At 70.5% G+C, this 26,013-nt stretch carries 27 protein-coding genes and 1 riboswitch; of the genes, 13 read left to right on the top strand and 14 right to left on the bottom strand.

Going from position 1 to position 26,013, the window contains the following annotated elements:
• Positions 1–18: 18 nt before the first annotated feature.
• Positions 19–1,023 (top strand): 2-hydroxyacid dehydrogenase, encoded by a 1,005-nt coding sequence (locus ACWCP8_RS15715; protein WP_352270513.1) that lies wholly within the window; start codon positions 19–21, stop codon positions 1,021–1,023.
• A gap of 38 nt (positions 1,024–1,061) precedes the next feature.
• Here ACWCP8_RS15715 and ACWCP8_RS15710 read toward each other — a convergent pair whose 3' ends face one another.
• Positions 1,062–2,948, bottom strand: a complete 1,887-nt coding sequence (locus ACWCP8_RS15710; RefSeq protein ID WP_451116390.1) for an anthranilate synthase family protein — start codon at positions 2,946–2,948, stop codon at positions 1,062–1,064.
• A 90-nt stretch (positions 2,949–3,038) separates the two neighbouring features.
• The gene (locus ACWCP8_RS15705; RefSeq protein WP_107063558.1) at positions 3,039–3,095 is read right to left on the bottom strand and encodes a trp operon leader peptide; all 57 of its coding nucleotides are present in this window, start codon (positions 3,093–3,095) and stop codon (positions 3,039–3,041) included.
• A gap of 102 nt (positions 3,096–3,197) precedes the next feature.
• Between ACWCP8_RS15705 and ACWCP8_RS15700 the strand changes: the two genes are divergently transcribed.
• Together ACWCP8_RS15700 and ACWCP8_RS15695 are read left to right on the top strand one after the other, a co-directional pair.
• Entirely contained in the window at positions 3,198–4,544 is a 1,347-nt protein-coding gene (locus ACWCP8_RS15700; protein ID WP_313936894.1) for a class II 3-deoxy-7-phosphoheptulonate synthase, read from the top strand.
• A gap of 170 nt (positions 4,545–4,714) precedes the next feature.
• Positions 4,715–5,029 carry a (2Fe-2S)-binding protein gene (locus ACWCP8_RS15695; RefSeq protein ID WP_352270516.1) on the top strand — a complete coding sequence of 105 codons (315 nt, stop codon included), beginning with the start codon at positions 4,715–4,717 and terminating at the stop codon, positions 5,027–5,029.
• A 25-nt stretch (positions 5,030–5,054) separates the two neighbouring features.
• Here ACWCP8_RS15695 and bfr read toward each other — a convergent pair whose 3' ends face one another.
• The gene (bfr, locus tag ACWCP8_RS15690) at positions 5,055–5,534 is read right to left on the bottom strand and encodes a bacterioferritin (RefSeq protein ID WP_352270518.1); all 480 of its coding nucleotides are present in this window, start codon (positions 5,532–5,534) and stop codon (positions 5,055–5,057) included.
• A gap of 153 nt (positions 5,535–5,687) precedes the next feature.
• Here bfr and ACWCP8_RS15685 point away from each other — a divergent pair, with 153 nt between their 5' ends.
• Positions 5,688–6,320 carry a sulfite oxidase-like oxidoreductase gene (locus tag ACWCP8_RS15685; protein WP_352270520.1) on the top strand — a complete coding sequence of 211 codons (633 nt, stop codon included), beginning with the start codon at positions 5,688–5,690 and terminating at the stop codon, positions 6,318–6,320.
• A 31-nt stretch (positions 6,321–6,351) separates the two neighbouring features.
• Here the strand turns inward: ACWCP8_RS15685 and ACWCP8_RS15680 are convergent, their stop codons facing one another.
• From ACWCP8_RS15680 to thiO, 6 genes are all read right to left on the bottom strand, one after another.
• Positions 6,352–6,963: a DUF4396 domain-containing protein gene (locus tag ACWCP8_RS15680; protein ID WP_451116616.1), complete on the bottom strand. Its 612-nt coding sequence runs from the start codon at positions 6,961–6,963 to the stop codon at positions 6,352–6,354.
• A gap of 84 nt (positions 6,964–7,047) precedes the next feature.
• Positions 7,048–7,902 carry a deoxyribonuclease IV gene (locus ACWCP8_RS15675; protein WP_451116387.1) on the bottom strand — a complete coding sequence of 285 codons (855 nt, stop codon included), beginning with the start codon at positions 7,900–7,902 and terminating at the stop codon, positions 7,048–7,050.
• 6 nt (positions 7,903–7,908) lie between these two features.
• Positions 7,909–9,852 carry a Stk1 family PASTA domain-containing Ser/Thr kinase gene (pknB, locus tag ACWCP8_RS15670; protein ID WP_451116385.1) on the bottom strand — a complete coding sequence of 648 codons (1,944 nt, stop codon included), beginning with the start codon at positions 9,850–9,852 and terminating at the stop codon, positions 7,909–7,911.
• Positions 9,853–9,988: 136 nt separating this feature from the next.
• Positions 9,989–10,783 (bottom strand): thiazole synthase, encoded by a 795-nt coding sequence (locus tag ACWCP8_RS15665; protein ID WP_352270523.1) that lies wholly within the window; start codon positions 10,781–10,783, stop codon positions 9,989–9,991.
• A 2-nt stretch (positions 10,784–10,785) separates the two neighbouring features.
• A complete protein-coding gene (gene thiS, locus ACWCP8_RS15660; protein ID WP_352270525.1) occupies positions 10,786–11,004 on the bottom strand; it encodes a sulfur carrier protein ThiS in 219 nt (72 codons plus the stop codon).
• Positions 11,001–12,230 (bottom strand): glycine oxidase ThiO, encoded by a 1,230-nt coding sequence (gene thiO / locus ACWCP8_RS15655; RefSeq protein ID WP_352270526.1) that lies wholly within the window; start codon positions 12,228–12,230, stop codon positions 11,001–11,003. The genes thiS and thiO overlap by 4 nt, the downstream gene beginning before the upstream one ends.
• Positions 12,228–12,340, bottom strand: a riboswitch (TPP riboswitch). It overlaps the preceding gene by 3 nt.
• Before the next feature lie 51 nt (positions 12,341–12,391).
• Between thiO and ACWCP8_RS15650 the strand changes: the two genes are divergently transcribed.
• The 6 genes from ACWCP8_RS15650 to ACWCP8_RS15625 all read left to right on the top strand — a co-directional run bounded on the left by ACWCP8_RS15650 (position 12,392) and on the right by ACWCP8_RS15625 (position 17,364).
• On the top strand, positions 12,392–12,766 hold the full coding sequence (locus tag ACWCP8_RS15650; RefSeq protein WP_451116382.1) for a hypothetical protein: 375 nt from the start codon (positions 12,392–12,394) through the stop codon (positions 12,764–12,766).
• 65 nt (positions 12,767–12,831) lie between these two features.
• Complete coding sequence (locus tag ACWCP8_RS15645) at positions 12,832–14,022, top strand: NAD(P)/FAD-dependent oxidoreductase (RefSeq protein WP_382842571.1); 1,191 nt, start codon at positions 12,832–12,834, stop codon at positions 14,020–14,022.
• Between the two features lie 105 nt (positions 14,023–14,127).
• Positions 14,128–14,493, top strand: coding sequence for an Rv2175c family DNA-binding protein (locus ACWCP8_RS15640; protein ID WP_352270530.1), 366 nt, complete (start codon positions 14,128–14,130; stop codon positions 14,491–14,493).
• Positions 14,494–14,636: 143 nt separating this feature from the next.
• Entirely contained in the window at positions 14,637–15,290 is a 654-nt protein-coding gene (thiE, locus tag ACWCP8_RS15635; RefSeq protein ID WP_451116380.1) for a thiamine phosphate synthase, read from the top strand.
• Between the two features lie 135 nt (positions 15,291–15,425).
• Positions 15,426–16,343 (top strand): methylenetetrahydrofolate reductase [NAD(P)H], encoded by a 918-nt coding sequence (metF, locus tag ACWCP8_RS15630; protein ID WP_451116614.1) that lies wholly within the window; start codon positions 15,426–15,428, stop codon positions 16,341–16,343.
• 52 nt (positions 16,344–16,395) lie between these two features.
• A complete protein-coding gene (locus tag ACWCP8_RS15625) occupies positions 16,396–17,364 on the top strand; it encodes a hypothetical protein (RefSeq protein WP_352270536.1) in 969 nt (322 codons plus the stop codon).
• Between the two features lie 129 nt (positions 17,365–17,493).
• Here ACWCP8_RS15625 and ACWCP8_RS15620 read toward each other — a convergent pair whose 3' ends face one another.
• From ACWCP8_RS15620 to ACWCP8_RS15600, 5 genes are all read right to left on the bottom strand, one after another.
• On the bottom strand, positions 17,494–19,014 hold the full coding sequence (locus ACWCP8_RS15620; protein WP_451116378.1) for a phytoene desaturase family protein: 1,521 nt from the start codon (positions 19,012–19,014) through the stop codon (positions 17,494–17,496).
• Positions 19,015–19,045: 31 nt separating this feature from the next.
• A complete protein-coding gene (locus ACWCP8_RS15615) occupies positions 19,046–19,663 on the bottom strand; it encodes a DUF4126 domain-containing protein (RefSeq protein WP_352270539.1) in 618 nt (205 codons plus the stop codon).
• Positions 19,664–20,030: 367 nt separating this feature from the next.
• The gene (locus ACWCP8_RS15610; RefSeq protein ID WP_030972924.1) at positions 20,031–20,642 is read right to left on the bottom strand and encodes a TetR/AcrR family transcriptional regulator; all 612 of its coding nucleotides are present in this window, start codon (positions 20,640–20,642) and stop codon (positions 20,031–20,033) included.
• Positions 20,643–20,671: 29 nt separating this feature from the next.
• The gene (locus ACWCP8_RS15605; protein ID WP_451116376.1) at positions 20,672–22,759 is read right to left on the bottom strand and encodes a YhgE/Pip family protein; all 2,088 of its coding nucleotides are present in this window, start codon (positions 22,757–22,759) and stop codon (positions 20,672–20,674) included.
• Positions 22,731–23,603: an ATP-binding cassette domain-containing protein gene (locus ACWCP8_RS15600; RefSeq protein WP_451116374.1), complete on the bottom strand. Its 873-nt coding sequence runs from the start codon at positions 23,601–23,603 to the stop codon at positions 22,731–22,733. The genes ACWCP8_RS15605 and ACWCP8_RS15600 overlap by 29 nt, the downstream gene beginning before the upstream one ends.
• A gap of 165 nt (positions 23,604–23,768) precedes the next feature.
• Between ACWCP8_RS15600 and ACWCP8_RS15595 the strand changes: the two genes are divergently transcribed.
• The 3 genes from ACWCP8_RS15595 to ACWCP8_RS15585 all read left to right on the top strand — a co-directional run bounded on the left by ACWCP8_RS15595 (position 23,769) and on the right by ACWCP8_RS15585 (position 25,889).
• Positions 23,769–24,317 (top strand): SAV_6107 family HEPN domain-containing protein, encoded by a 549-nt coding sequence (locus ACWCP8_RS15595; RefSeq protein WP_352270544.1) that lies wholly within the window; start codon positions 23,769–23,771, stop codon positions 24,315–24,317.
• A gap of 103 nt (positions 24,318–24,420) precedes the next feature.
• A complete protein-coding gene (locus ACWCP8_RS15590) occupies positions 24,421–25,179 on the top strand; it encodes a methyltransferase (RefSeq protein ID WP_030919297.1) in 759 nt (252 codons plus the stop codon).
• Between the two features lie 317 nt (positions 25,180–25,496).
• Positions 25,497–25,889: a DUF3040 domain-containing protein gene (locus ACWCP8_RS15585; protein WP_267005611.1), complete on the top strand. Its 393-nt coding sequence runs from the start codon at positions 25,497–25,499 to the stop codon at positions 25,887–25,889.
• Positions 25,890–26,013 lie beyond the last annotated feature (124 nt).

Below are 26,013 nucleotides of genomic sequence, written 5' to 3'. Positions count from 1 at the left end.
TGCCTATCGGGAGAAATCGTGGAAATCCTGGCATTCGGTGTGCAGTCCGATGAGAAGCCGCTGCTCGAGAAGGCCTTCGCCGGACAGCACGAGGTCCGTTGCCTGGACGTCTTCCTCAACAAGGACACCGCGCCCATCGCGGCGGGCTACGAGATCATCTCCACCAGCGTCAATGCCGATCTGGGCAGCAGCGTGCTGCAGACCCTCGCCGCGGGCGGCACGCAGATGATCGCCCAGCGTTCCACCGGCTTCAACAACATCGACCTGGACGTCGCCGAACGCCTCGCGCTGCAGGTCGCCCGGGTCGCCTTCTACTCGCCGTACGCGGTCGCCGAATTCGCCTGGACGCTCGCCATGGCGGTCAACCGGCGGATCCTCCGCGCCGCGAGCCGCACCCGCGACTTCGACTTCCGCCTCGACGGTCTCCTCGGCCGGGACATGCACGGCCGTACGGCCGGCGTGGTCGGTACGGGCAAGATCGGCGAGGCCTTCACCCGTATCGCTCATGGCTTCGGAATGAAGCTGCTCGGCTGGGACGTGGTCGAGAACCCGGCCTGCGTCGAGCTCGGCATGGCGTACGTCGAGAAGGAACAGCTCTTCGCCGAGTGCGATCTGATCAGCCTCCATGTCCCGCTGGTTCCCGCGACCCGCCACATCATCGGCAGGGACGCCCTGTCCCTGATGAAGGACGATGCGATCCTGATCAACTCCAGCCGCGGCGGACTTGTCGACAGCACCGCTCTGGTCGCCGAACTGCGGGCGGGTCGCTTCACCGGCGTCGGACTCGATGTGTACGAGGCGGAGGCCGGGCTCTTCTTCCTCGACAAGTCCCTGGAGGGCATCGACGACGACACCCTGGCCCGGCTCGTCACCTTTCCGAACGTCATCGTCACCTCGCACCAGGCGTACTACACCGAGGACGCCGTGGCACAGATCATCGAAGCCACCGTGCAGAACGTCGCCGACTACCTGGCGCGCCGCCGCAGCGACAACGTCCTCGTTCCCGCGCTCCGCGAGGACTGAGCCCCGGATCTCCTCCGGAGCTCCGCCCGCGTCCGCCGTCAGCTGTGCACGGGCAGCCCCGCCAGCAGCTCGGCGACGATCGACGCCCCGCGCAGCGTCAGCACCGACTCCGGGTGGAACTGCACCGACGCGAACCCGTCCCCGCGCAGCGCGTGCAGCTCCCCGGTGGACGCGTCCCGGCTCACCTCGATGGAGTGCGCAGCCAGCTCGGTGACCGTCTCGTCGTCGCAGCGAGCGGTGAAGCTGTTGTAGAAACCGACCGTTTCCGGGCGCCCGAACAGTTCGATCCGGGTCTGCGCGCCCTGGTACGGCACGGTCTTGCGGACGATCTCCAGACCCAGCTCCGCCGCGATCAGCTCATGGCCCAGGCAGACCCCGAGCAGCCCGTGCCGGTGGTCCCGGACCAGCTCCGCGGCGAACTCGCGCAGCAGCCGCATCTTCGGATCGCCGGTGTCGGCCGGATTCCCGGGCCCGGGGCCCAGCACGACCGGGCCCAGGTGCGCCCGGACGGCCTCGCGCAGCCCCGGCTCGTCGTAGCGCCGCACCGACACCTCCAGGCCCGAGGCGCGCAGCAGATGCGCCAGCATGGCGGTGAAGGTGTCCTCGCCGTCGATCACCAGCGCATGGCCGGACAGCTCCTGCGTACGCTCCTGCATCCGCAGCCAGAACGGTGCGAGCCCGTCCCGCCGGGCGTCCAGCGCGACCCGCACCCGCGGATCGCCGGCCAGCTGCGGACGTGTCCTCTCGCCCCGTGGCCGCCCGGGCCGCACCCCCAGCGCGGCCAGCACCCCGGCCGCCTTCGCATGGGTCTCGGCGACCTCGCTCGCGGGATCGGAGTGGCGTACGAGCGTCGCCCCGACCGGCACCCGCAGCCGCCCGTCGGCCGCGATGTCGGCGGTACGGATGAGGATCGGCGAGTCGAGAGTCTGTGCCCCGCCCGGCTCCTGACGCAGCAGGGCCAGCGCGCCCGCGTAGTATCCGCGCCCGCCGGGCTCGTACCGCTCGATGACCCGGCAGGCGTTCTGCACGGGCGAGCCGGTGACCGTGGCCGCGAACATGGTCTCCTTCAGCACCTCCCGTACGTCCAGCGAGGAGCGTCCGCGCAGCTCGTACTCGGTGTGCGCGAGATGGGCCATCTCCTTGAGCCGTGGCCCGATCACCACCCCGCCCATGTCACCGACGGTGCACATCATCTTCAGTTCCTCGTCGACCACCATGGAGAGCTCCTCGGTCTCCTTGCGGTCACCGAGAAAGGCCAGCAGGCTCTCGGCGGTCGGCCCCTCGGCGGGGTAGCGGTACGTCCCGCTGATCGGGTTCATCACGACCGTCCCGCCGGACATCCGCACATGCACTTCGGGACTGGCGCCGACCAGCGTCCTGTCGCCGGTGTGTACGACGAACGTCCAGTACGCACCCCGCTCACCGGCCAGCAGCCGCCGGAAGAGCGCCAGCGCGTCGGCCCGCCCGAATCCGGGGATCCCGCCCTGGAAGGTACGCCGGATGACGAAGTTCGCGCCCTCGCCCTGTCCGATCTCGTCCTCGATGACCCGCCGGACGATCCCGGCGTACTCCTCGTCGGGCACGTCGAAGGCCCCGTCCTCGACCCGCACGTCATGGGTGGGCAGGACGTCGAGCACCGTGGCGAGCGGCAGCTCGTACGTCTCGTCCGCGGCCAGCACGGACAGCGGTGTCCCGTCGTCGCGCACGTCGAAACCGCGCTCGGCGATCTGTCGGAACGGCACCAGGGCGAGCGACGGCTGCGGACCGACGGGCAGATCGGCGAGCCGGTCCACCTCCCGCACCCGGCCGATCAGGACCTCGACGGTGTCGTGATCACGGCCGGGGGTGCGCCTGCGCAGCAGCGCGAACGGCGGGCAGTCGTCCGTCAGGAGCCGCTGGACGACGAGCTCGGTGGGGTCGGACATGAGGTGTTCCTTCCGAATGGAGGAACGGCTCCCGAAACGCAGAGAAGGCCGCCCCTCGGGCGGCCTTCGCGTGGTCTGTCGCGCGATGAATCAGTGGGCCGCCGGATGAGCGGTCCACCACCAGTTCTGATGCGTCTGCGCGAACATGTTCCGCACCCTACCGGACGTCCACCGGTCCAGACGCGCGTCTCATCTGTTGAGCCTACGGATGAACGCCCCACGAGACCCCGTAATGTTGTGGATGTGACCGTGAACGCCAATACCTCCGTCGCCGGTGGCAACACCTGGCGAGACCTTCCCGCGGCGCAGCAGCCCGAGTACCCCGATGCCGAGGCTCTGCGCGATGTACTCGCGGACCTCGCGTCGTATCCGCCGCTCGTCTTCGCGGGCGAGTGCGACCAGCTGCGCGCCCGCATGGGAGCCGTCGCCAAGGGCGAGGCGTTCCTGCTGCAGGGCGGCGACTGTGCCGAGGCCTTCGACGCCGTGTCCGCCGACCACATCCGGGCCAAGCTGAAGACGCTGCTCCAGATGAGCGCCGTCCTGACCTACGCGGCCTCCGTGCCCGTCGTCAAGGTGGGCCGGATCGCCGGCCAGTACTCCAAGCCGCGCTCCAAGTCGACCGAGACCCGCGACGGCGTCACCCTGCCGACCTACCGCGGCGACTCCGTCAACGGCTTCGCCTTCACCGAGGAAGCCCGGATCCCGGACCCTGAGCGGCTGAAGCAGATGTACCACGCATCCGCTTCCACGCTGAACCTGGTCCGCGCCTTCACCACGGGTGGTTACGCCGACCTGCGCCAGGTGCACGCCTGGAACCAGGACTTCGTGAAGTCGTCCCCGTCCGGTCAGCGCTACGAGGCGCTGGCCCGCGAGATCGACAACGCGCTGAACTTCATGAAGGCGTGCGGCACGGACCCGGCCGAGTTCAAGGCGGTCGAGTTCTACTCGTCGCACGAGGGACTGCTGCTGGACTACGAGTCGGCGCTGACCCGCACCGACTCGCGCACCGGCCGGCTGTACGACACCTCCGGCCACATGGTCTGGATCGGTGAGCGCACCCGGCAGATGGACGGCGCGCACATCGAGTTCGCCTCGAAGATCCGTAACCCCATCGGCATCAAGCTCGGCCCGACGACCACCGTCGACGAGGCGCTCGGCTACGTCGAACGCCTCGACCCGGAACGCGAGCCCGGCCGGCTGACCTTCATCGTCCGCATGGGCGCCGACAAGGTCCGCGACAAGCTCCCCGCGCTGGTCGAGAAGGTCACCGCCTCCGGTGCGGTCGTCGCCTGGGTCACCGACCCGATGCACGGCAACACCTTCGAGGCGGCCTCCGGCCACAAGACCCGTCGCTTCGACGACGTCCTGGACGAGGTCAAGGGCTTCTTCGAGGTGCACAAGGGCCTCGGTACGCACCCGGGCGGCATCCACGTCGAGCTCACCGGTGACGACGTCACTGAGTGCGTCGGCGGCGGCCACGAGATCTTCGTGGACGACCTGCACCAGCGTTACGAGACGGCCTGCGACCCGCGCCTCAACCGCAGCCAGTCGCTGGACCTGGCCTTCCTGGTCGCCGAGATGTACCGGGACCAGTAGGGCAGTCACCGCAGGTACCGCACGTACGACTGTGGGGCACGGATCGATGTGATCCGTGCCCCACAGTCGTACCGGGGCTTTACGGGAGCGGAGCGCCGGGTAAGGTTAGGTTAGCCTCACCGATCAATCGGGACGGCGCCAACGATCGATCCCGTCGGGAGGTGAACCGCATGTACGTCTGCTCGTGCTTCGGTATTACGGAGCAGCAGGTCAAGGAACATGCGGACGCCGGGGCGTGCACCCCCCGCCAGATAGCCTCCGCCTGCAAGGCGGGCACGGACTGCGGCGGCTGTGTCCGCAGGATCCAGGCGATGCTGGGCCGTGGTGCGTGCGCTCGTGGCGAGCTGCTCGAGCAGAAGCTGACCCCCGGTGGCGTCCCCGAGCAGCCGCTCGCGCCCGGCGCGCCCTCCGATGCCGACCCGGGCAGGACCCCGGGCATCGCCCCCGGCAGAGCCCCGGGCATCCGGCTCCCCGACGCGGCCTGAACTCAGGGCTCGAGGGCTCAGGACCTCAGCTGTCCGGCTGCTCGATCTGCTGCGCGAGGTAGTGCGGCTCGCCGAGCTTCTCGATCAGCTCCAGCTGGGTGTCGAGGTAGTCGATGTGGTGCTCCTCGTCCTCAAGGATCGACTCAAAGACATTTGCGGACGTGATGTCGCTCTTGCCGCGCATCAACTCGACACCGCGCTTGAGCCGGTCGATCGCCTCCACCTCGATCTGGCGGTCGGCCTGGAACATCTCCGTGACGGTCTGGCCGACTCGCACATGGAAGAGCCGCTGGTAGTTGGGGAGTCCGTCGAGAAGGAGAATGCGGTCCGTCAGAATCTCGGCGTGCTTCATCTCGTCGAACGACTCGGAGCGCGTGTACTTCGCCAGCTTCGTCCAGCCGAAGTTCTCCTGCATCTTTGCATGCAGGAAGTACTGGTTGATGGCAGTCAATTCGGCGGTCAGCTGTTCGTTCAGGAACTCGAGGACCTCGGGGTCGCCCTGCATCGCAGAGGCTCCTTCCAACCGTGAACCGGGCAAGTTGGCCGCATCCTTGCACCGCACCCATCGGTCGTCCAGTAAGTACATGCTTAGTAGGAGTTGCCCGAATAGCCTCTGCCCTGGTCATGACCACCCCTGCCTGTCTGTCACCATGGAGTCATGGGTCAGCCGGAAAGCCGGGAATACCGCGAATCAGAGCAGTCCGAGCTTCCGCCGGGACAGCGACTGCAGCGCGGCTGGCCGGTTACCCACTACGGGCCCGTTCCCAAGTTCAAGCCCGACCGCTGGGAGTTCCGGGTCTTCGGAGCCACGGCGGACGGCGAGAAGCACTGCTGGAACCATGAGGAGTTCTCGGCCCTGCCATTCTCCTCGGTCGTCGCCGATCTGCACTGCGTCACCAAATTCAGCATGATCGGTGCCGAATGGGGCGGGGTCCTCGCCCGTACGATCCTCGAACTCGCGCCACCCTCGCCCCAGGCCACCCATGTGATGGTCTGGGCCGAGTACGGATTCAGCTCGAACCTGCGGCTTGACGACTTCGCCTCGGACCGAACACTTTTCGCCACTCACCAGGGCGGTGAACTGCTCACCGCCGAGCACGGCTTCCCGCTGCGCCTGGTGGTACCGCATCTGTACGCCTGGAAAGGGCCCAAGTGGGTCCGGGGCATCGAGTACATGACCGCCGATCGCCGGGGCTTCTGGGAGGAGCGCGGCTATCACAACATCGGCGACCCGTGGAAGGAACAGCGCTACTCCTACCAGGAGGAGCCCGGGGACGGCCCCGAGCTCTGACTCGTCGGGCCCGGTCGCTGCGGGCCCATCCTCAGCGGTGGTACCGGTGTACCACCGCGTGCCCCTTGCCACGGCCGATCATCCACTTGTTGACCGGTGTGGTGACGGCGAAGGCGACGGCCAGCGACAGCGCGAGGGCTCCCCAGAACAGCGCGTCGGCGAGCTGCGCGTCCATGGCGCCCGGCCACAGCGCGATCACACCGTTGTCGATCAGCTCCATCACCGCGATGGAGAGGGTGTCGGCGGCGAGGGCGACCCGGAACGCCGTACGGAAGTCGACGCCGGCCCTGAGGATGGAGCGCAGCGTCAGCGCGTAGCCGAATGCGAAGGCCAGGATGATCGCGAGGATCATCGTCTCCGCGTTGCCCCAGCCGAGCGCCGTGCCGATCACCATGCCGAGGATCTCGCCGATGGCGCATCCGGTGAGGCAGTGCAGCGTGGCGCGGGCCGCCATGGACCAGCCTGCCGTGCCGGGGGCGTGCGCCGTGTGTCCGGCGTGTGCTGAATGGTCTGCGTGACCCGTGTGGTCTGCGTGCCGGCTGTCGTGACCCTGGTGCTCGTGGTGCTCGTGGTGCTCGTGGTGCTCGTGGTGCTCGTGCCGGACTTGCTCCTCGTGCTGTTCGTCGCGCGTGTCGTGGTGCATGACGATCCCCCAATGCCGGTAGCGGTTCCCTTCGATCACAGGAACCGTATACCCCATGGGGGTATTCCCCATGCCTTCGCGAGTTCAGCTCCGGTCGCGCAGCTCCTTGAGTCGCGCCACGTCCCCCGCGTGGCCTTCCTTGCCACCCGGCGTCTCGATGACCAGTGGCACCCCGGCCGTCGCCGGATGCGAGAACAGCTCCTGGAACGGCTCCTCGCCGATGTGCCCGGCGCCGATGTTCTCGTGCCGGTCCTTGTGGGCTCCCACCACGTCCTTGGAGTCATTGGCGTGGATCAGTTTCAGCCGGCCCTCACCTACCGTCTCCACCAGCAGATCCAGGGTCTGCTTCATGCCCGCCGGGCCCGCCAGGTCGTGGCCCGCCGCGTAGATGTGGCAGGTGTCGAGGCAGATGCCGAGCTTGGGGTGGGCGTCCAGCGCCTCGAAGTACGGGCCGAAGTCCCAGGTCCGTGAGCAGAGTGAGAACCCCTGTCCGGCGGTCGACTCCAGCAGCAGAAACGGGTCGTCGTGGGTCAGCTCGTCGAGCAGCGGCCGCATGTGCGTACGCACCTGGGCCAGGGCCTCCGCGCGCGGCCGGCCGCCGGTCGCGGAGCCCGTGTGCACCACGACGCCCAGGGCGCCGATCTCGCGGGCCCGGCGCAGGGAGTGGCGCAGCGACTCCACGGACCGCTCGACAGTGGCCTCGGTGTGCGAGCCGAAGTTGATCAGATACGGGGCGTGGACGTACGCCGGTATCGACTCGGCCGTGCACTCGGCGCGGAACTGTTCGTCCTGCGCCGGGTTCCCGGCCGGTGTCGCCCAGCCGCGCGGATTGGCGACGAAGACCTGGACGGCCTCCGCCCCCATCTCGCGGGCGTAGGGCAGGCCGACCTTGGCGAGGCCGCCGGCCACGGGGACATGGCCGCCGACTGGGTTGCGCATACGGATCTAGAGTCCCTTGGTCGTGATGGTGATGGTGCTGCCCTCGGGGGCCCGGTCGCCGCCGTCGACGGACTGGCTCGCGATCGTGTCGCTGAAGGAGAGGAACGGGCGGTCGACCTTGACCTCGAAGCCCGCGGCCTTCAGGCGGCGCGTGGCCTCGTCGATGTCCTTGCCGGTGACGTCCGGGACATCGATCATCCGCGGGCCCTTGGAGACGGTGAGCGTGATGGTGTCGCCCTCGGCTGCCCGGGTGCCCCCGCCCGGTGACTGGCGCGCGATGTATCCCGCGGCCTCGGGCGAATTGACCCGGCCCGGCAGCACCTCGGCCTTCAGGCCTTCCTCGTCCAGCGCGTCGGTGGCCTCCTGGACCGACAGCCCGGTCAGGTCGGGGACATCGACCGGGCTGCCCTTGCTGACGACCAGGGCGACCGCGGAGTCGGAGTGGCGTTCCGCACCCCCTCCGGGCTCCGTACGGATCACCTGGCCCTGCCCGATGTCCTCGCTGAACTCCTTGGTGACCATGCCGGGCACCAGGCCCACCTTCTTCAGCGCGCGCCTGGCTTCGGCGAGCCCGGTGCCCTGGACGTCGGGGACCTTCACGATCTCGGGGCCGCGCGAGACGACGATCTTCACCGATCCGTTGCCCCGGATGCGGGCGCCCGACTTCGGGTCGCTGCTGATGACCTTGCCGCGGTCGACGTTGTCGCTGTAGGCCCGATCGACGCCCTTCAGCTCGAGACCGGAGTCGGAGAGCCGCTGGCGGGCGGCCTCCTCGGTCTGGCCGAGCAGCGAGGGGACCTGGGTGAACTGTCCCGAGTTGATGTACCAGACACCGGCGCCGACCCCCAGCACCAGCAGCACGGCGACGAGCGCAGCGAGCATCCCGCGGCGAGGACCGCCGCGCCGCGGCCCGCTCCTCGCCGGCTCGGGCGGCAGCGGCGGGGGCATCTCCAGCCGGCTGGTGTGATGGGCGGTGCCCTGGTCGGCCGGGAGCACCCGGGGGATCACGCTCGTCCGGTCCTCGGCGTCGTCGTGTGCCTCGGCGAGGGCCTGCGGCGGTACGGCGTCCAGCTGGCCGTCGGTGAGCGCGGCCCGCGCGGTGCGGGACTCGGCGAGCAGGGCCACGGCGTCGAACGGACGGGCCTCGGGGTTGCGGGCGGTGGCGCTCGCGACAAGTTCGTCCAGCTCGGCCGCGAGCCCCGGGACGACGGCCGACGGCGTCGGTACGTCCTCGTTGAGGTGCTGGTAGATGACCTGGGCGGGGGAGCCGCCGGTGTGCGGCTTGGCGCCCGTCAGCATCTCGTAGAGCACGACACCGCAGGCGTACACATCGGTGCGGGTGTCCGCCGTGCCGTGCTCGATCTGCTCGGGGGCGAGATAGGAGACGGTGCCGAGGACTGTTCCGGTGGTGTTGGTGTCGGAACCCACGGCCCGTACGAGACCGAAGTCCGCGACCTTCACCCGGCCGTCGTCCCCTATGAGGACGTTCTCCGGCTTCATGTCGCGGTGTACGAAGCCTGCCCGGTGTGCGGCGCCGAGCGCGGCCAGGACCGGCTCCAGGATGTCCAGCGCGGCTCTCGGCTGCAGGGCGCCGCGCTCACGCAGGACGTCGCGCAACGTGCAGCCCGCCACGTACTCCATCGCCAGGTAGACGTACGCCCCCTGGGCGCCCTGGTCGAAGACAGCGACCACATTGGGGTGCGCGAGCCGGGCCACGGACTTGGCCTCGCGGATGAAACGCTCGACGAACGAGGCGTCGGTCGCGAGGGCCGGGTGCATCACCTTGAGGGCGAGCACCCGGTCGAGCCGGGTGTCCATGGCCCGGTAGACCGTGGCCATCCCGCCCACGGCGATGCGGGCATCGACGCGGTAGCGGCCGTCGAGCAGCTGCCCGACGATGGGGTCTCCCCGGCCGAAGGCCGGGGAAGGGTCCTGGAGGGTCGTATCCACGCAAGCGAGTCTACGAGCCGCCGAGGACATGGCCGACGGGCCGGGGCGATCCCGGGGCCGTACTGCAGCCGAGCCGAGCCGTGACAGGGACATGCGCGTCATGCGTGCGCCGTGCGCTCCGCGTGCGTACGGGTGCTCAGAACGCGGGCCGCTCCGGGTCCAGCGCAGCCCGCCCCTCCATCGGTGACGACGCCTCGGCGAAGTGGCGCCGGGGGATCCGGCCGGCGCGGTACGCCAGCCGCCCGCCGTCCACCGCGTGCCGCATCGCCGCCGCCATCAGCTCGGGCTCCTGCGCCCGGGTCACCGCCGACGCCAGCATCACCGCCGCGCACCCCAGCTCCATCGCGAGTGCCGCGTCCGATGCGGTCCCGGCGCCGGCGTCGAGAATCACCGGTACCCGGGCGTGCTCGACGATCAGCTGGAAGTTGTGCGGGTTGCGGATGCCGAGACCGGAGCCGATCGGGGAGCCGAGAGGCATGATCGCCGCACATCCCACATCCTCCAGCTTCCGGGCCAGCACCGGGTCGTCATTCGTGTACGGAAGGACGGTGAAACCGTCGTCCACCAGTGTCTCCGCGGCGTCCAGCAGTTCGATCGGGTCGGGCAGCAGGGTCCGCTCGTCGGCCACCACCTCCAGCTTGATCCAGTCGGTGCCCAGCGCTTCGCGGGCCAGCCGCGCGGTCAGCACGGCCTCGCCCGCGGTGAAGCAGCCCGCCGTGTTCGGCAGGACGCGGATCGAGAGCCGTTCCAGAACGGAGAGCACCGAACCCTGCACGGTCGGATCGAGGCGGCGCATCGCGACGGTGGTCAGCTCGGTGCCGGACGCGGTCAGCGAGCGTTCCAGCACGTCGAGGCTGGGTGCCCCGCCCGTCCCCATGATCAGCCGGGAGCCGAACGTGGTGTCGCCGAGGGCGAAGAGATCGTCGGACATGGTCAGCCTCCCTGGACCGCGGTGAGAACTTCGATCCGGTCGCCGTCGGCGAGCGCCGCGGTGGACCACCGGCTGCGCGGGACGACGGTCTCGTTGACAGCGGCCGCGACGCCCGAGGGCGCCGCGGTGAGGGTGGCGACGAGGGCTTCGAGGGTGGTGCCGGCGTCGATCGAGCGGGGATCACCGTTCACGGACACGGAGAGCGCGGCGGAGTCGGTCATGCGGGCTGCTCCTGACGTGCGGTGGTCGGGGGCGCGGCGGGCGGCGGTACGACGGTGGGCGAGAACCGCCCGGGGGTGAACGGGCGGGCCACGGCGGGCAGCTCGCCGGTGGTCAGCAGCTCGGCCATGGCGTCACCGGTCACGGGGGTGAGCAGCACCCCGTTGCGATGGTGGCCGGTGGCGAGATGCAGGCCGGGCAGGGCGGTGGGGCCGAGCAGCGGGGCGTTGTCGGGGGAGGCGGGGCGCAGGCCGGCCCGGGTCTCGGTGAGCGGCAGTTCGGTGATGCCGGGCACCAGCTCATGGGCGTCGCGCAGCAGTTCGTAGACCCCGCCCGCCGTGACCGTGGTGTCCCAGCCCATCTCCTCGCTGGTGGCGCCGACGACCAGCTCGCCGTTCTCGCGGGGGACGAGATAGACATGGCTGCCGCGGACCACGGCCCGCACGGTCCGGGTGAGGAACGGCGCGTACGCGGCGGGCACGGTCAGCCGCAGCACCTGCCCCTTCACCGGCCGGACGGGCGGCACGACCTCGTCCGGCAGCCCGGCGAGCCGCCCGCTGAGGCTGCCCGCGGCGAGCACGACCTGGTCGGCTGCGAGCTCCGTGCCGGCTGCCAGTACGGCTCCGGCGGCCCGGTCCCGTACCACCACCAGGCGTTCCGCCCGGTCGCGGTGGAGGACCACTCCGGCCCGTTCGCAGGCCGTCAGCAGGGCGGCGGCCAGCCGACGGGGGTCGACCTGGTGGTCGCCGTCGACCCGCAGACCGCCGCGCACACCCGGCGCCAGCATCGGTTCCAGGCGGCGGCACTCGCGGCCGGTGAGCCACTCCGACTGCAGCCCCGAACGGTGCTGGAGCGCGTGCAGTTCCCGCAAATGGGCGCGGTCGTCGGAGTCCAGGGCGACCGCGAGGGTGCCGCAGGCCCGGAAGCCGATGTCCTGGCCGCTCGCCGCCTCCAGCTCGGCCGCGAAGCCCGGGTAGCGCGCGGCGGAGGCGACATTGAGGCCGAGCAGCATCTGCTCGCCGTAGTGGAGTTCGGTGACGGCGGCGAGCATTCCGGCCGCGACCCGGGCGGCACCGCCGCCCGGGTCGGGGTCGACGACCGCGGTGCGCAGGCCGCGCTGCGCCGCCCGCCAGGCGGTCACCAGACCGATGATTCCGCCCCCGATGACGAGGACGTCGGATCCGGGTACGTCGGATCCGTTTGCCGAGATGTTCCCGGACGATCGCATGGGCGTCCAGCCCCTCCCTTCGCCGGCATGACCCGGATCAGGTTCGTACGGTCGGAGGCCGCGCAGCCTCCCTCTCAGCCCGGTGCGTCCGGGCTCCCGCGAGTGTCTTACGTTGGCCACCCTAAACCCCGTCACCCGGACCCAGTAAGGGAGCAGCCACTGTGGCCCGTTCACTCGACGGACTTGTCCTCTCGCCGGTCGCCGACCAGGCGCCGGGTCAGGTCGGCACCCGGACCCGCTTCACGTACCACGAGGAGAAGGGCACGATCTGGGCCGATTACGCGGGCGGGGACGTGGTCTGGGGCCATCTCGTCGGCACCCGCACCGGCGATCGACTCGACTTCCGGTACGTCCAGTTGAAGCAGGACGGAACGACCTCCTCCGGACACTGCGTCTCCACCGTCGTCGGCCTTGCGGACGGTCGGGTGCGGCTGGAGGAGCGCTGGGAATGGGAGTCGCAGGAGGGCAGCGGGACGAGTGTGGTCGAGGAACTCCAAGACCTGACGGTTCGTCAGATGCTTAAGGTGGACAGGTGAGCGAGCAGCAGACAGAGCAGCCGGCCCGGCGGACAGAGCGCCGCGTCGTCATCGTCGGTGCGGGCATGGCCGGCGTACAGACCGCGGTGGCCCTGCGGGAACAGGGCTTCACCGGCCCGGTCACCCTGATCGGTGCCGAACCCCACCAGCCGTACGACCGGCCCCCGCTGTCCAAGGCGGTGCTGCTCGGCACGGCCGAAGGCTCCGCCTTCGACATCGACTTCGAAGAGCTGGACATCGAGCTGCAACTGGGCCGTGACGTGACCGGCGTACGGGCCGACGTGCACGAACTGGACACCCTGGCAGGCCCCGTCCCGTACGACGTCCTGGTCATCGCCTCCGGCGCCGAACCGGTGGTGCTGCCCGGCTCCGAGGGGGTGCCCGGCGTCCATCTGCTGCGCACCCTCGACGACGCCGCACGGCTGCGCCCGGTCCTCGACCAGCAGCACACCGTCGTGGTCGTCGGCGCGGGCTGGATCGGCGCCGAATTCGCCACTGCAGCCCGCGCAGCGGGCTGTGAGGTCACCGTCGTCGAGGCCGCCGACCGTCCGCTCGCGGGCGTCCTGCCCGCCGAGGTCGCCGCCCCGATGGCCCGCTGGTACGCGCAGAGCGGCGCCGAACTCCTCACCGGCGCGCCGGTGGCCCGGATCGAGCCCGGCAGCGTGGTCCTCGCGGACGGCCGCACGGTTGCCGCCGGAGCGGTGGTCGTCGGGATCGGCGCCCGGCCCGCCACCGGCTGGCTGGCCGGCTCCGGCATCGCCCTCGGTCCGGACGGATCGGTGACCGCCGATGCCGCGCTGCGCACCTCGTTGCCCGATGTGTACGCGGTCGGGGACTGCGCGTCCTTCCCCTCCGCGCGGTACGGCACACGGCTCCTCGTCCACCACTGGGACAACGCCCTCCAAGGGCCGCGGACCGCCGCCGCCAACATCATCGGTGCCGGTGCGGACGGGGCGTCGCAGCTCCTGGCATACGACCCCGTGCCGTACTTCTGGTCCGAGCAGTTCGACCGGTTCGTGCAGTACGCGGGCCATCACGGGGGTGCGGACACCCTGCTCTGGCGCGGCGACCCGGCCGATCCCGCCTGGTCCGTGTGCTGGCTGCGGGACGGCGCGCTGGTCGCCGTTCTCGCCGTCGGCCGGCCGCGCGATCTGGCCCAGGGGCGCAAACTCATCGAGGCGGGGGCACGGCTGGATCCGGTGCGGGCGGCCGATCCCGCCGTACCGCTGAAATCGGCCAGGGCGGATGCTCCGTAGCGGCGCGCCCGGAGGGGGGTCCGGAGCCCTTGCGGGCACTGGGGTGACCCCCGTCCGGTCGGGTCCGGGTACCGACTGTCGGTCCGGGATGGCACGCTTGTCTTCGTGACCGAGATTGACGCAAAGATTGATGCTCTCGTCCCCGCCTGGCTCCACCTTCCCGACATCGCCGAAATGTTCGATGTCGAGGTGACGCGCGTGCGGCAGCTGGTCAAGGAGGGCCAGCTCATCGCCGTACGACGTGGTGAGAACCGGACGCTCCAGGTGCCTGCTGCCTTCATCGACAGCAACAAGGTGGTCAAGGGCCTCTCCGGCACCCTGACGCTCCTGAGGGACGACGGCTACACCGACGAAGAGATGCTGGAGTGGCTCTTCACTCCCGACCCGACCCTGCCGGGTACCCCCGCGCAGGCGCTGAGCGAGAATCGCGGCACGGAGGTGAAGCGCCGCGCCCAGGCGCTCGCCGTCTGACCGGGACAACCGCACGCGGGGTACGGGCACGGTCCGTTCCGAACGGCCCGGCCCGTACCTCCGCATCACGCCGTACCGCTGTACCAGCCCGACCGTGTCGTACCGCTGTATTCCGTACAGCTGTATCAAGGGGGAACCGCGCCATGCCCACGCCTCGCGAGCTGCTGTCCGACGCCCGGCTCTATCTGTGCACGGATGCCCGCAGGCGCCAGGGCGACCTGCCCGCCTTCCTCGACGCCGTGCTCTCCTCCGGGGTGGACATCGTCCAGCTGCGTGACAAGGGCATGGAGGCGGCCGAGGAGCTCGAGCACCTGGCGGTCCTCGCCGACGCCTGCCGGCGCCACGGCAAGGTCCTCGCCGTGAACGACCGGGCCGATGTCGCCCACGCCATCGGGTCCGACGTGCTCCACCTCGGCCAGGGAGACCTGCCGGTCCCCGCCGCCCGCGCCATCATCGGCGAGGACGTGGTGATCGGCCGCTCCACGCACGCGGAGTCCGAGGTCGACGCCGCCGTCGCCGAGCCCGGCGTGGACTACTTCTGCACCGGACCCTGCTGGCCCACCCCGACCAAGCCCGGCCGGCACGCCCCCGGCCTCGACCTCGTTCGGTACGCCGCCTCGCTCGCCCAGCCGCGCCCCTGGTTCGCCATCGGCGGGATCGACGCGGGCAACCTCGACGAGGTGCTGGACGCGGGAGCGCGCAGGGTCGTCGTCGTACGGGCGATCACCGAGGCCGACGATCCGGCGGCGGCCACCGCGGAGCTGGCGAAGCGGATCAGGGCGCGCACCGACGGCTGACAGGCGCGTCAGGGAAATCACAGATCATCCGGAGAATGCCGGAGGACTGTCCGAGGGGTGGACAAACCACCAGTCAATTCGGGCAATTGCCGCTGGTCCGGTTGGGGGGCCGCCGCACCCTGGTTAACCTGCAGTATGGCCCTTGGCACTCCCTCTACCAGGACGGATCACGCACGCACCGTGCGTGAACTGCTCGCGACCGGCAAGACTTCGTATTCGTTCGAGTTCTGGGCGCCCAAGACCGAGAAGGGCGAGCGGAATCTCTGGAATGCGCTTCGCCGGGTCGAGGCGGTGGGCCCGAGCTTCGTCTCCGTGACGTACGGGGCGGGTGGTTCCACCCGGGCCGGGACGGTCAGAGCCACCCAGCAGATCGCTGCCGATTCCACTCTCACGCCGGTCGCGCACCTCACGGCCGTCAACCACTCCGTCGCCGAACTGCGCAACATGATCGGGCAGTACGCCGACGCCGGGATCAGGAACATCCTCGCTGTGCGCGGCGACCCGCCGGGCGACCCGATGGGCGAGTGGGTCGAGCACCCGGAGGGCGTGCGGTACGCGGCCGACCTCGTCCGGCTCATCAAGGAATCCGGCGATTTCTGCGTCGGGGTCGCGGCATTTCCCGAGATGCATCCGCGCTCGACCGACTGGGACACCGACATCCAGCATTTTGTGGACAAGTGCCGCGCGGGTGCCGACTATGCGATCACGCAGATGTTCTTCAATCCGGACGACTATTTGCGGATGCGTGACCGCGTGGTTGCTGCAGGTTGCGACACGCCCGTCATCCCCGAGGTCATGCCGCTCACCAGCGTCAAGCAGTTGGAGCGGTTTGCGCAGCTCAGCAACGCGACGCTGCCCTCGTCCCTGAAAGACCGCATCCTCGCCGTCAAGGACGACGCTGCCGCTGTACGCTCCATTGGCATCGAGTTCGCGACGGAGTTCTGCGCGAGGCTGCGCTCCGAGGGTGTGCCCGGACTGCACTTCATTACGCTCAACAACTCGACGGCAACGCTCGAAATCTACGAGAATCTCGGACTGCACAAGCAGTCGTGACCGGCCGTACCCGCCATGATCCCGGGCGGCGGCCGTAGAAATGGGGGCGGGCATGGGCTGGACGGTCCTCTACATCGCGTTCGGCATCGTGGCGCTGTGGCTGCTCGGCGAAGTGCTCCTGCAGTACAAGGCGCGGCTGCGCTGGCGCCTGCTCGCCTTCACCGGCTTCGCCGGCGTGGTCGTCGGCGTGCTGATGCCGTCCGTGCCTGTCATCGCCGTCGGCGCGATCGCGTTCGCCATCGGCCAGACGTACGTCACGCTCTCCTTCCGGCGCGGCTTCTCGACCGGCTGGGCCATAGGGGGCAGCCCGGGCGAGAGCCGTCGCCGTCGAAGCGGCGGTGACCGGGACACCCGCCGGGAGCCCACGCTCGAAGTGTCGGACCTGGAAGTGGAGTACGACCGGGCGGGCGAGGGCGAGACGGAGAGCGCCGCACCCGCACCCGCGGCCGCCGTCTACGAGCCGGAACCGCTGCCGGACGACACCGGGCAGTACGGCATCTACACCGATCCCGTGCCGCAGCAGGAGCCCCAGCAGGCTCAGGGGCAGCCCCAGTACGGCGCGTACGACCCGTACACCGACTACTCCACGTACAGCGGCGTGCCCGGCCAGGACAGCTACGCCGGGCAGGGCACGTACGCCGACCAGAACGCGTACGCCGGGCAGGACAGTTACGCCGGGCAGGACACTTACGCCGGTCAGGACAGCTACGCCGGGCAGTACGACTACGGCACAGGCCAGCAGCAGTACGCCGCGTACTCCGACCCGTACATCGGCACCGGCACGACCGGCGGCCCCTCGCAGTACACGGCGCCCGACACCTACGCGAGTTACGGCGGCCAGCAGCAGTACGCGGCAGACCCCTACGCCCAGCAGTACACCTCCGAGACCCCGCCGGGCGGCGTCTGGGTGCCGCAGCAGCGCGAGGGTGAGCAGTACCCGCCGGAGCAGCAGCCCGCACAGCCCGCCCCGTACCCGAACGCCTACGACAGCGGCTACAACGAACAGCAGTACCGCTACTGACAAACGCTCGGGACCCGGTCCTGCCCTCTCATGCCCTCGAGGTCATGGGGGAGACCGGCGAAGAGGCGAGGCGGCTTCGGACGTGCCCGGCCCCCGTACCCGCACTCGTGCCCTCCCGATGCCGGCCCCTCACTGGGAGCCGCGGAAGCCGTCCCCCTCCACGATGAGCCCGGCGACGAGCGTCCCCGACATCCCGGCGTGCGCGAGCCCGCCGCCCGGGTGGGACCAGCCGCCCGCGAGGTAGAGACCCGGCAGCCGCGTGCGGTTCCCCGGATGCAGATACGCGCCCCCGGCCCCGGCCAGCGCCGGTGCGGGCACCGAGCCGCCCTCGGCACCGGTGTCGGCCGCTGTTTGGGCGGGCGTCCGCACTTCGGCGTGGAGCAGCCGCTCACGTATGCCGGGGACGGCAGCGCCGGCCGCCTCGATCAAGGTGTCCGCATACCGCTCGCGCAGCGCCACGTCCGTCCAGTCCACCGCGCCGTGCGGGGCGACCGTCGCCGTCACCGTCACGGCCTCGTGCGCGTCGTCGGGGCGGGTCGACGGATCGTCCGGGCGGATCACCGTCACCGTGGGCCGCTCGGCGAGCCGGCCACCGAACACCGCCTCTCGTTCCGCCGCGCCGTCCGCGCCGTGCACCACGGTCCGGTGCACCGTCCCCGCGGGCCGGGCGCCGCTCAGCGACAGCAGGACCTGGAACCGGCCCGGCACCGTCGCCCGGTCCGCCGGTCGCGGCTGAGCCGTCACATCGCCGTCCTGCCAGAGCGCCTGACCCGGCACCAGCCCCGGGCGCGGCCAGGCCCCGAGAACCACGTGATCGGCCTCGGCGACCGTCCCCGTCGCCAGCTCGACCCCCGCCGCCCGGCCGTCCTTCTCCACCACCCGGGCCACCTCGGCGCCGAACACGAACTCCACCTTCCGCGCCAGGCACCGCTCGTACACCGCCTGCGCCAGCGCCCGCATCCCGCCGACCACGTACCAGCTGCCGAACGTCTCCTCCATGTACGGGAGCAGGGCCGCGCTCGCCGGCGTGCGCAGCGGATCGAGACCGTACGACAGCGCGTATCCGTCGAGCAGCGCGGTCAGCCGGGGGTCCGTCAGCTCCCAGGCACCGACCTCCGCCACCGTGCCCGCCTGCCGGGCGGCCCGCAGTATCCGGCGCTGCCGGAGCGCCGGATACGGATCGCGGCCCAGCACCTGCCAGTCGGCGCGCAACGGCTCCTCCAGCAGCGGCCGCCGGGACCGGTCCCACGCATCCCGGGCCCGGTCGAGGAACTCGCCCCAGCTGCTGCCCGCACCGGCCCCCAGCGCGCCGTCCAGGGCGGCGACCACCCCGGCCCGCGAGGCGTTCGGCAGCGACACCGCCGTGCCGTCGGCGAAGAGATGCCGGCTCGCCGGATCGACCTGCGCCATCGTGACGCACCGCTCCAGCGGCTCCTTGCCGGTCTTGACGAACAGATCGCGGTAGACGGCGGGCAGATGCAGCAGCGAGGGGCCCGTGTCGAACGCGAAGCCGTCACGGGCATACCGGCCGACCGAGCCGCCGAACGTGCCGGACCGCTCGTACACCGTCACCCGGTGCCCTGCCACGGCCAGCCGGGCGGCCGCCGCCATTGCGCCCATCCCGGCGCCGATCACCGCAATACGTGCCATGTCAGTGACCTTAACGGCCACCGCTGACAAGTCAGCCGGGAGGCCAGTGCGAACCCGTCCCGGCCAGGCGTTTCTCCTCGCGCCGCTGGGCCCTGCGGCGCAGGAACCGGCGGATCCGGGAGGCCAGGAAGGCCAGTATCACGATGCCGAGCACCAGCAGTGTCGCGGCGATGATCGCGGCCGCCAGCGGATGGAATATCGCGAACGTGATGATTCCGGCGACGCCCAGGTCCTCGGCGGTGCTCACCGCGATATTGCTGAACGGCTCGGGCGAGGTGTTCACCGCCATCCTGGTGCCCGCCTTCACCAAATGACTCATCAGCGCGGTGGAACCGCCGACGGCCCCGGCGGCCAGCTCCGGCAGCGAACCGCTCTCACCGGCCAGCAGCGCCGCCACGACGGCCCCGGCGAGCGGCCTGATGACGGTGTGCACCGAGTCCCAGAGCGAGTCCACGTACGGGATCTTGTCCGCCACCGCCTCGCACAGGAACAGCACGCCGGCCACCACGAGCACATCGGTGCGCTGCAGCGATGCGGGCACCTCGTCGCTGATGCCGGTCGCGCCGAAGATGCCGAGCAACAGGACCACCGCGTAGGCGTTGATCCCGCTCGCCCAGCCACTCGTGAACACCAGGGGGAGCACGGACACGGACGTGATCGTAACCAGGTGGTGCGGCGCTGCGGGTGGGGTCGGGTGCGCAGCTCTGAGTATCCGTACCTAGTTGACGAGATGAGTAGGTACGCGGATGGGCTGCCACCTGCGCAGACGGAAGAGTGGAGACCACGGAAGGGGCACAGCGCCGGTACCGCCGACACGGGGCGGCGGAACAGGCACGGCACTCCTTCCGGAACGGGGGTGCACCACGGAGGGCCCGGGGACCACGGGGGAACACGGGGGTCACGGGGGAAGGCCCTCCGGCAGCACGGGAAGCGCCGGTCGGACGAGGCTCGGGGGGATCGAGCCTCGTGGGACCGGCGCTTCTGTGCGTGCGCACGCTCTCGGGGAGGAGTGCGTATCAGCGTCCGCTGACCCGTCCGTGCAGCAGCAGGGACAGCGCCGAGTGCACATCGTCGATGGACCGCTCGGGCTGGAACGCCTGCCAGTCCAGCGCCGCCACCAGCACCATGCCGACCAGTGCGGCAGCCGTCAGCGGGATGTCGATCTCCTGGCTGAGCTCGCCGTTCCCGACGCCCTCCCGGAGCACGTCCTCGACCACGGCGACGGCCTCCTGACGTACCACCAGGAGGGTCGCCTGCCAGGCGCGGTTGGTGCGCCACAGCTCCGCGACGTACAGCTGGGTGAAGGCCGGATAGCGGTCGATGAAGACCAGACCGGCCCTGATCATTGCGTCCAGGGCCTCGACCCGGGTGCCGCCGCGCTCCTCGGTCTGCTCGGCCGCGGACCGCAGTGACGCGGTCAGCAGTCCGACGCCGTGCCGCAGCAGTTCCTCGAAGAGCTCGGTCTTGCTCTTGAAGTTGTAGTAGACCGTGCCCTTGGCAACCCCGGCGCGCTCGGCGATCTCGTCGACCGTGGTCGCCGAGAAACCCTTCTCCGCGATGAGCGTGACGGCCGCCTCGTAGAGCTTCTGCCGGGTGGCCTGGCGACGCGTGGTGCTACTGCTTTCCATGCGGTCGATTCTCACAGGTCCCGGCGCGCTCACAGGCTCAGCTCCGGATGCAGCCGGTCCAGCGTCCACACCTGCTTGCGGCGTGCGGCGACCGCGGTCAGGGCCAGCGCCCCCGCCGTGAACGCCAGGAGCACCGCACAGCCCTGCCAGACCGGGCCGAGCCCGCCGCCCGTGATCAGCCTGCGCAGCCCCTCGACGATGTAGCTCATCGGCAGATACGGGTGGATCGCACCGAAGAAGCCGGGGCTGGTCTGGACGGGATACGTACCTCCGGCCGAGGTCAGCTGGAGCATCAGCACGGCGAGTACGAGGATCCGTCCCGCCGCACCGAACCGTGCGTTCAGCCACTGCACGATCGCGCCGAAACAGCAGGTCACAAGGGCGAGGAAGCCGATCGTCCCGGCGGCGTGGGCCATCTGCAGTCCCAGCCCCCAGTGCAGCACGGACATCAGGGCGGCGACCTGCAGCAGGCCGATCGCGGCCACCGGCAGCCAGCCCGCGAAGGCGATCCGCCAGGCGGAGGCCCCGGCGGCGAGCGCCCTCCGGTTGAGCGGCTGGATCAGCATGTACGCCACCATCGCGCCCACCCAGAGGGAGAGCGGGATGAAGTACGGGGCGAACCCGGTGCCGTAGTTGGGGGCCTTGTGCAGCGACTGGGAGGCGAGCTTCACCGGGTCGGCCATCACATCGGTGCGCCGGTCGCGGTCCTGCTTGTCGTAGTCGGGGATCTTGCCGACCCCGTCGTTCAGCCCCTGGGCGAGCGACGCCGAACCGTCGCCGAGCCGGATCAGCCCGCCGTCCAGGCTGGTCGCACCCTTCTTCAACTCGCCGACGCCGGTGTTCAGATCGACGGATCCGGTCCTCGCGGTGGCCAGGCCGGTGTGCAGCTCGTCCGCGCCCTTGGCGACCTTGTGGGCACCGGTGTTGAGCGCGTTGACCTTCGCGACGGCGGACTTCAGGTTCTCGTCGAGGTGCGGGGAGCGTTCGGCGAGGGCGTTGGCCTGCTTCTGAAGGGCCGCCAGCTGTCCGCGCAGCTTTTTCAGATCCCCGTTCTGGTCCTTGACCAGTACGTTCACATCGTCGGCGACCTTCGCGACATCGGCCGCGGCGGTCGTGGCCCGCTTCAGCGGGGGACAGACGGTGGGGTCGGGGAGCAGCTGCTCGGTGCAGCGGGTGCGGTAGACGTCGGCCAGATCGTCGGAGGCCTCGTGGGCGGCGGTCGCCGCGGTCGGCGCCGCCTTCACCAGCAGGTCGAGGTTGTCCCGTACGGTCTGCGAGGAATCGGCGACCAGACGGGCGGTGTCGCCGATCGTCCTGCCGTTGTCCTTCAGGAACGGGCGGAGGTCGGCCGCCACCCCGTTGACCTTGTCGGCGAGCAACTGGGTGCCGTCGGCGACCTGCCGGGACCCGGTTTCGAGGTCGTCGGCGCCCTTGTTCAGCTTGGCGATTCCGCTCTCCAGCCGGCCGCTGCCGGACTTGGCGTCCTTGAGCCCGTCCGCGAGATCCTTCGAGCCCTTCTTCGCCTTGCCGATCCCGCCCTTGAGGTCGTCGGCGCCCTGCGCGGCCTTCGCCGTTGCGTCATGGAGGTCGGAGAAGGAGATGAAGATCCGGTCGAGAAAGCCGCGCGAGGCATTGACGGAGGCGGCTGTGCGGACCTCGGAGAACACCGTCCGGGAGATCTGTCCGACGATGTAGTTGTTGGCGTCGTTCGTCCGCACCTGCAGCGCACCGGTCTCGGGGGAGTCACCCGAACTGGACGCGATCCGCTTGCTGAAGTCCGTCGGCATGGTCAGGGAGAGGTAGTACGTGCCGTCCTCGACGCCCCGGTCGGCCTGGGCGGAGCTCACCTCGTGCCACTCGAAGATCTTGGAGTCGAGCAGCTCACCGGTGATCTCGTCCCCGGCCTCGATGCGCTTTCCGGCGGCGGTGGCGCCCTTGTCGTTGTTGACCAGGGCGACAGGGATCTTGTCGAGGCGGCTGTACGGGTCCCAGAAGGACCACAGGTACAGGGCGCCGTAGAGCAGGGGCAGGAGCAGGAGCGCGACGAGTGCGGCGCGGGGCAGCCTGCCCCTGCCGAAACGCTTCAGCTCAAGCGCGGCCAGTTTCGGCGAACGCATCGGCCGTCCCCTCATCAGTGGTCTTCTCGGTCGTCGTCGCCTCGGGGGCCTCTGCGGGCTCGGAGGCGTCCGAGGCATCTGCCTCTGTGACGTCTGCGGTGTCTGAGACGCTCTCGGTGGCCGTGGTGGCCGTGGTGGCCGCGGTGTCCGTGTTGTCCGTGCGGATGGTGATGGCGCCGCCGGGCGCCTGGCTGCAGACGGCGAGTACGGTCGTTCCGCTGTCGGCGACGGAACGCAGCAGCTCCCAGGCCTCGGCGCGCTCGGCATCGGAAAGCTTGAGATCGGTGTCGTCCACGGCGAGCAGCCGCGGCCGGCCGATCAGCGCGAGGGCGACGGACAGCCGCAGTGCCTCCAGTCGCTCCAGATCGCGTACGGAGGTCCGTTCGGCCTTGGGCAGGGTTGCCGGGTCGAGTCCGGCGGCGTCCAGTGCCGTGTCGATCCGGTTGCGGGCTACGGCGGTGCGCTCGGCGCGGGGGCGGAAAAGGGCGCGCAGCGAACCGTCGAAGCGGCGCTGCAGCAGGGCGCGTTCGCGCAGGTGCTCGGCGACCGTGAAGGCCGGGTCGAGTTCGCTGACCCCCGGCACCGGGCCGAGCGCGCTGATCCTGCGTACGGCGGCCATTTGGCGCGGCAGGCGCAGACCGCCCACCTCGGCACGGCCCTCGGAGGGGCGCATCCGGCCTGTCAGGGCGAGCAGCAAGCAGGTGCGGCCGGAGCCGGAAGGGCCCTCGATCGCGACCAGGGCGCCGGGTGGGGCGTCGAGCCGTACGCCCCGGAAGGCCCAGCCACGCGGCCCCTTGAGCCCGAAGTCCTCGGCGGTGACAGCTGCCCCGTGCGGGCTGTCCACAGACCCTCCCCTTTTGAACTGACTGGTCAGTACAAAAAGATAGCTCGAACTTGCGAACGAGGCAAAAGGCCAGGTCGGGGGCCGATCGAGGTCGATTGTCAGTGGTGGGCCCCACGATGGATACATACGGCCACGGAGCCGTCACACGACGACAGGAGGTTCGTCATGGCCAACTCGTCCGCAGCTGCCGCCTCTCGGCGCCGCGCAGGCGGCCCTGCCCCCTCACCGACCGGCCCCGCCCCGTCATCGAGCGGTCCGGCGAACGACGTCCACCCGGTGCTGCGCCGCACCACCGCGCCGCCCGCCGCTCTCGATCTGCTGGCCCAGGCCCGCGGTGGTCTCGAAGAGGCCGCCGTGCTCGCCGTGCCGAACGAGCGCTATGCCACCGCTCATCTCGCCGCGCTGCGCACCGCCGCCGCCGTGCTCGCCGCCCGCGGCCGGCCCGAAACGACCAGGCGACGCAGGGAGAGGATCCGCAGCGCCTGGGAAGTCCTCCCCGAGATCGCCCCGGAGCTCACCGAGTGGAGTGCCCTGTTCGCTTCGGGGGCCCGCCGCAGGGCCCGGGCGGAAGCGGGCATACCGGGGGCGGCCAGCAGCCGCGACGCCGACGATCTGCTGCGCGACGCGGCCATGTTCCTGCGCCTGGTGGAGCGACTCCTGGTGCTCCAGCCGACGCTCCCTCGGTCCCGGCAGGAGCGGCCCGACGCGGGATGACGGCTGCGGTGGCTCGAGGCAATAGGGTGGACAGCACCTGCAACAACCTGCACCGTTCACGCTCCGCCGTCAGTGGCGGCACCGTGCCGAGGAGTCAACTGCCGTGTCGGATCAGCTGCGCCCCCGCGCCTCCCTCCGTACCGCCGTGGTCTGGGAGGTCCTGAAGGATGCTCTCGACCGTCAGGTCAAGGCGACCGGCAGGGACGCCCTGGACGTCCTGGACACCGGCGGCGGCACCGGAAACTTCGCGGTGCCGGTTGCCCGCCTCGGCCACCGGGTCACCGTCGTCGACCCCAGCCCCAACGCGCTCTTCGCACTGGAGCGCCGCGCCGCCGAGGCCGGGGTCGCCGACCGCGTCCGAGGCGTCCAGGGCGACATCCTCGGCCTGTTCGAGGTGGTCGAGCGCGGCGGTTACGACGCGGTGCTGTGCCACGGCGTCCTGGAGTACGTCGACGACCCCGCCGAGGGCGTACGCAACGCTGTCGACGCACTCCGCCCGTCAGGTGAGCTCAGCCTGCTCGCCGCCGGACTCGGCGGCGCCGTTCTGGCCCGGGCGCTCGCGGGTCACTTCACCGAGGCCAGGCAGGCGCTCAGCGACCCGGCGGGCCGCTGGGGCGCAGGCGACCCCGTGCCCCGGCGGTACACCGCGGAGCAGCTCACCGAGCTGGTCTCCGCAGCCGACGTCGAGGTCGGCGCGGTCCACGGCGTACGGGTCTTCGCCGACCTCGTACCGGGTGTTCTGGTGGACACCGAGCCCGGCGCGATGGAGGCACTGCTCAAGCTGGAGACCGCGGTTGCGGAACTGCCGGCGTTCCGCTCGGTCGCAACCCAGCTGCACGTTCTGGGCACGAAGCGCGCCTGAGTCGCGGCCGGGGTCCGGGTGCCGGCAGCGCAGGGCCGGGCCGAAGCGCGACGGCAGCGCGGCTGATCAGCGACGCAGCTGCAGATGGAGTACGCCACAGGCCCCCCGATCGGGGCGCAGTCACCGTATGATCGGGGGACACCATCCGGCATGACGGATCGGATGTTGGGGAATCTACGCCTCAGCAGCTGAGCCGTTGTGGCGGCCCGGACTGGCTGATTGGCGAACAGGGCGGGTTTCACGGGGGCGAATCCCTGCCTATCCTGGAAGGGCCGCATACCGGCCGCCCCCCCGCGGCCGACGACGAGGAGGACTCCGTGCCGCTCTCGGAGCACGAGCAGCGAATGCTCGAGCAGATGGAGCGAGCGCTGTACGCCGAAGATCCCAAGTTCGCGACAGCGCTCGAGGGAAGCGGGCTGCGTACGTACACCCGGCGACGGGTCTACCAGGCGGTCGCTGGCTTCCTGGTGGGTATCGCGCTCCTCATGGCCGGAATGGTCGCCCAGCAGATCTGGATCAGCGTGGTGGGATTCCTCGTCATGCTGGGCTGCGCGGTCCTTGCGGTCACCGGTTGGCGCAAGGCGCCCAAGCCTGGCGAGCAGCAGGCGCCCGGAGGCAAGGGCGAGCGCCGACACCCCAGGCAACGCCGAACCGTGATGAACCGGATCGAGCAGCGGTGGCAGCGCCGCCGTGACGAGCAGGGTCAGTAAGCGCTTCTGAACGTGTGCTGGTGAGGGGCGGGGGCGGAGGGGGGGGGGCCCCCCGCCACCAATGATTAAAACCCCGCGCGGCGCCGGGCGGGGGCGCGCCGAGATTATAACAAACCCCCCCCAC

It is taken from the genome of Streptomyces sp. NPDC002206 (assembly GCF_053593595.1).
Note: the sequence above shows the minus strand (reverse complement) of the source record. Positions and strands in the feature narration are given on the sequence as shown.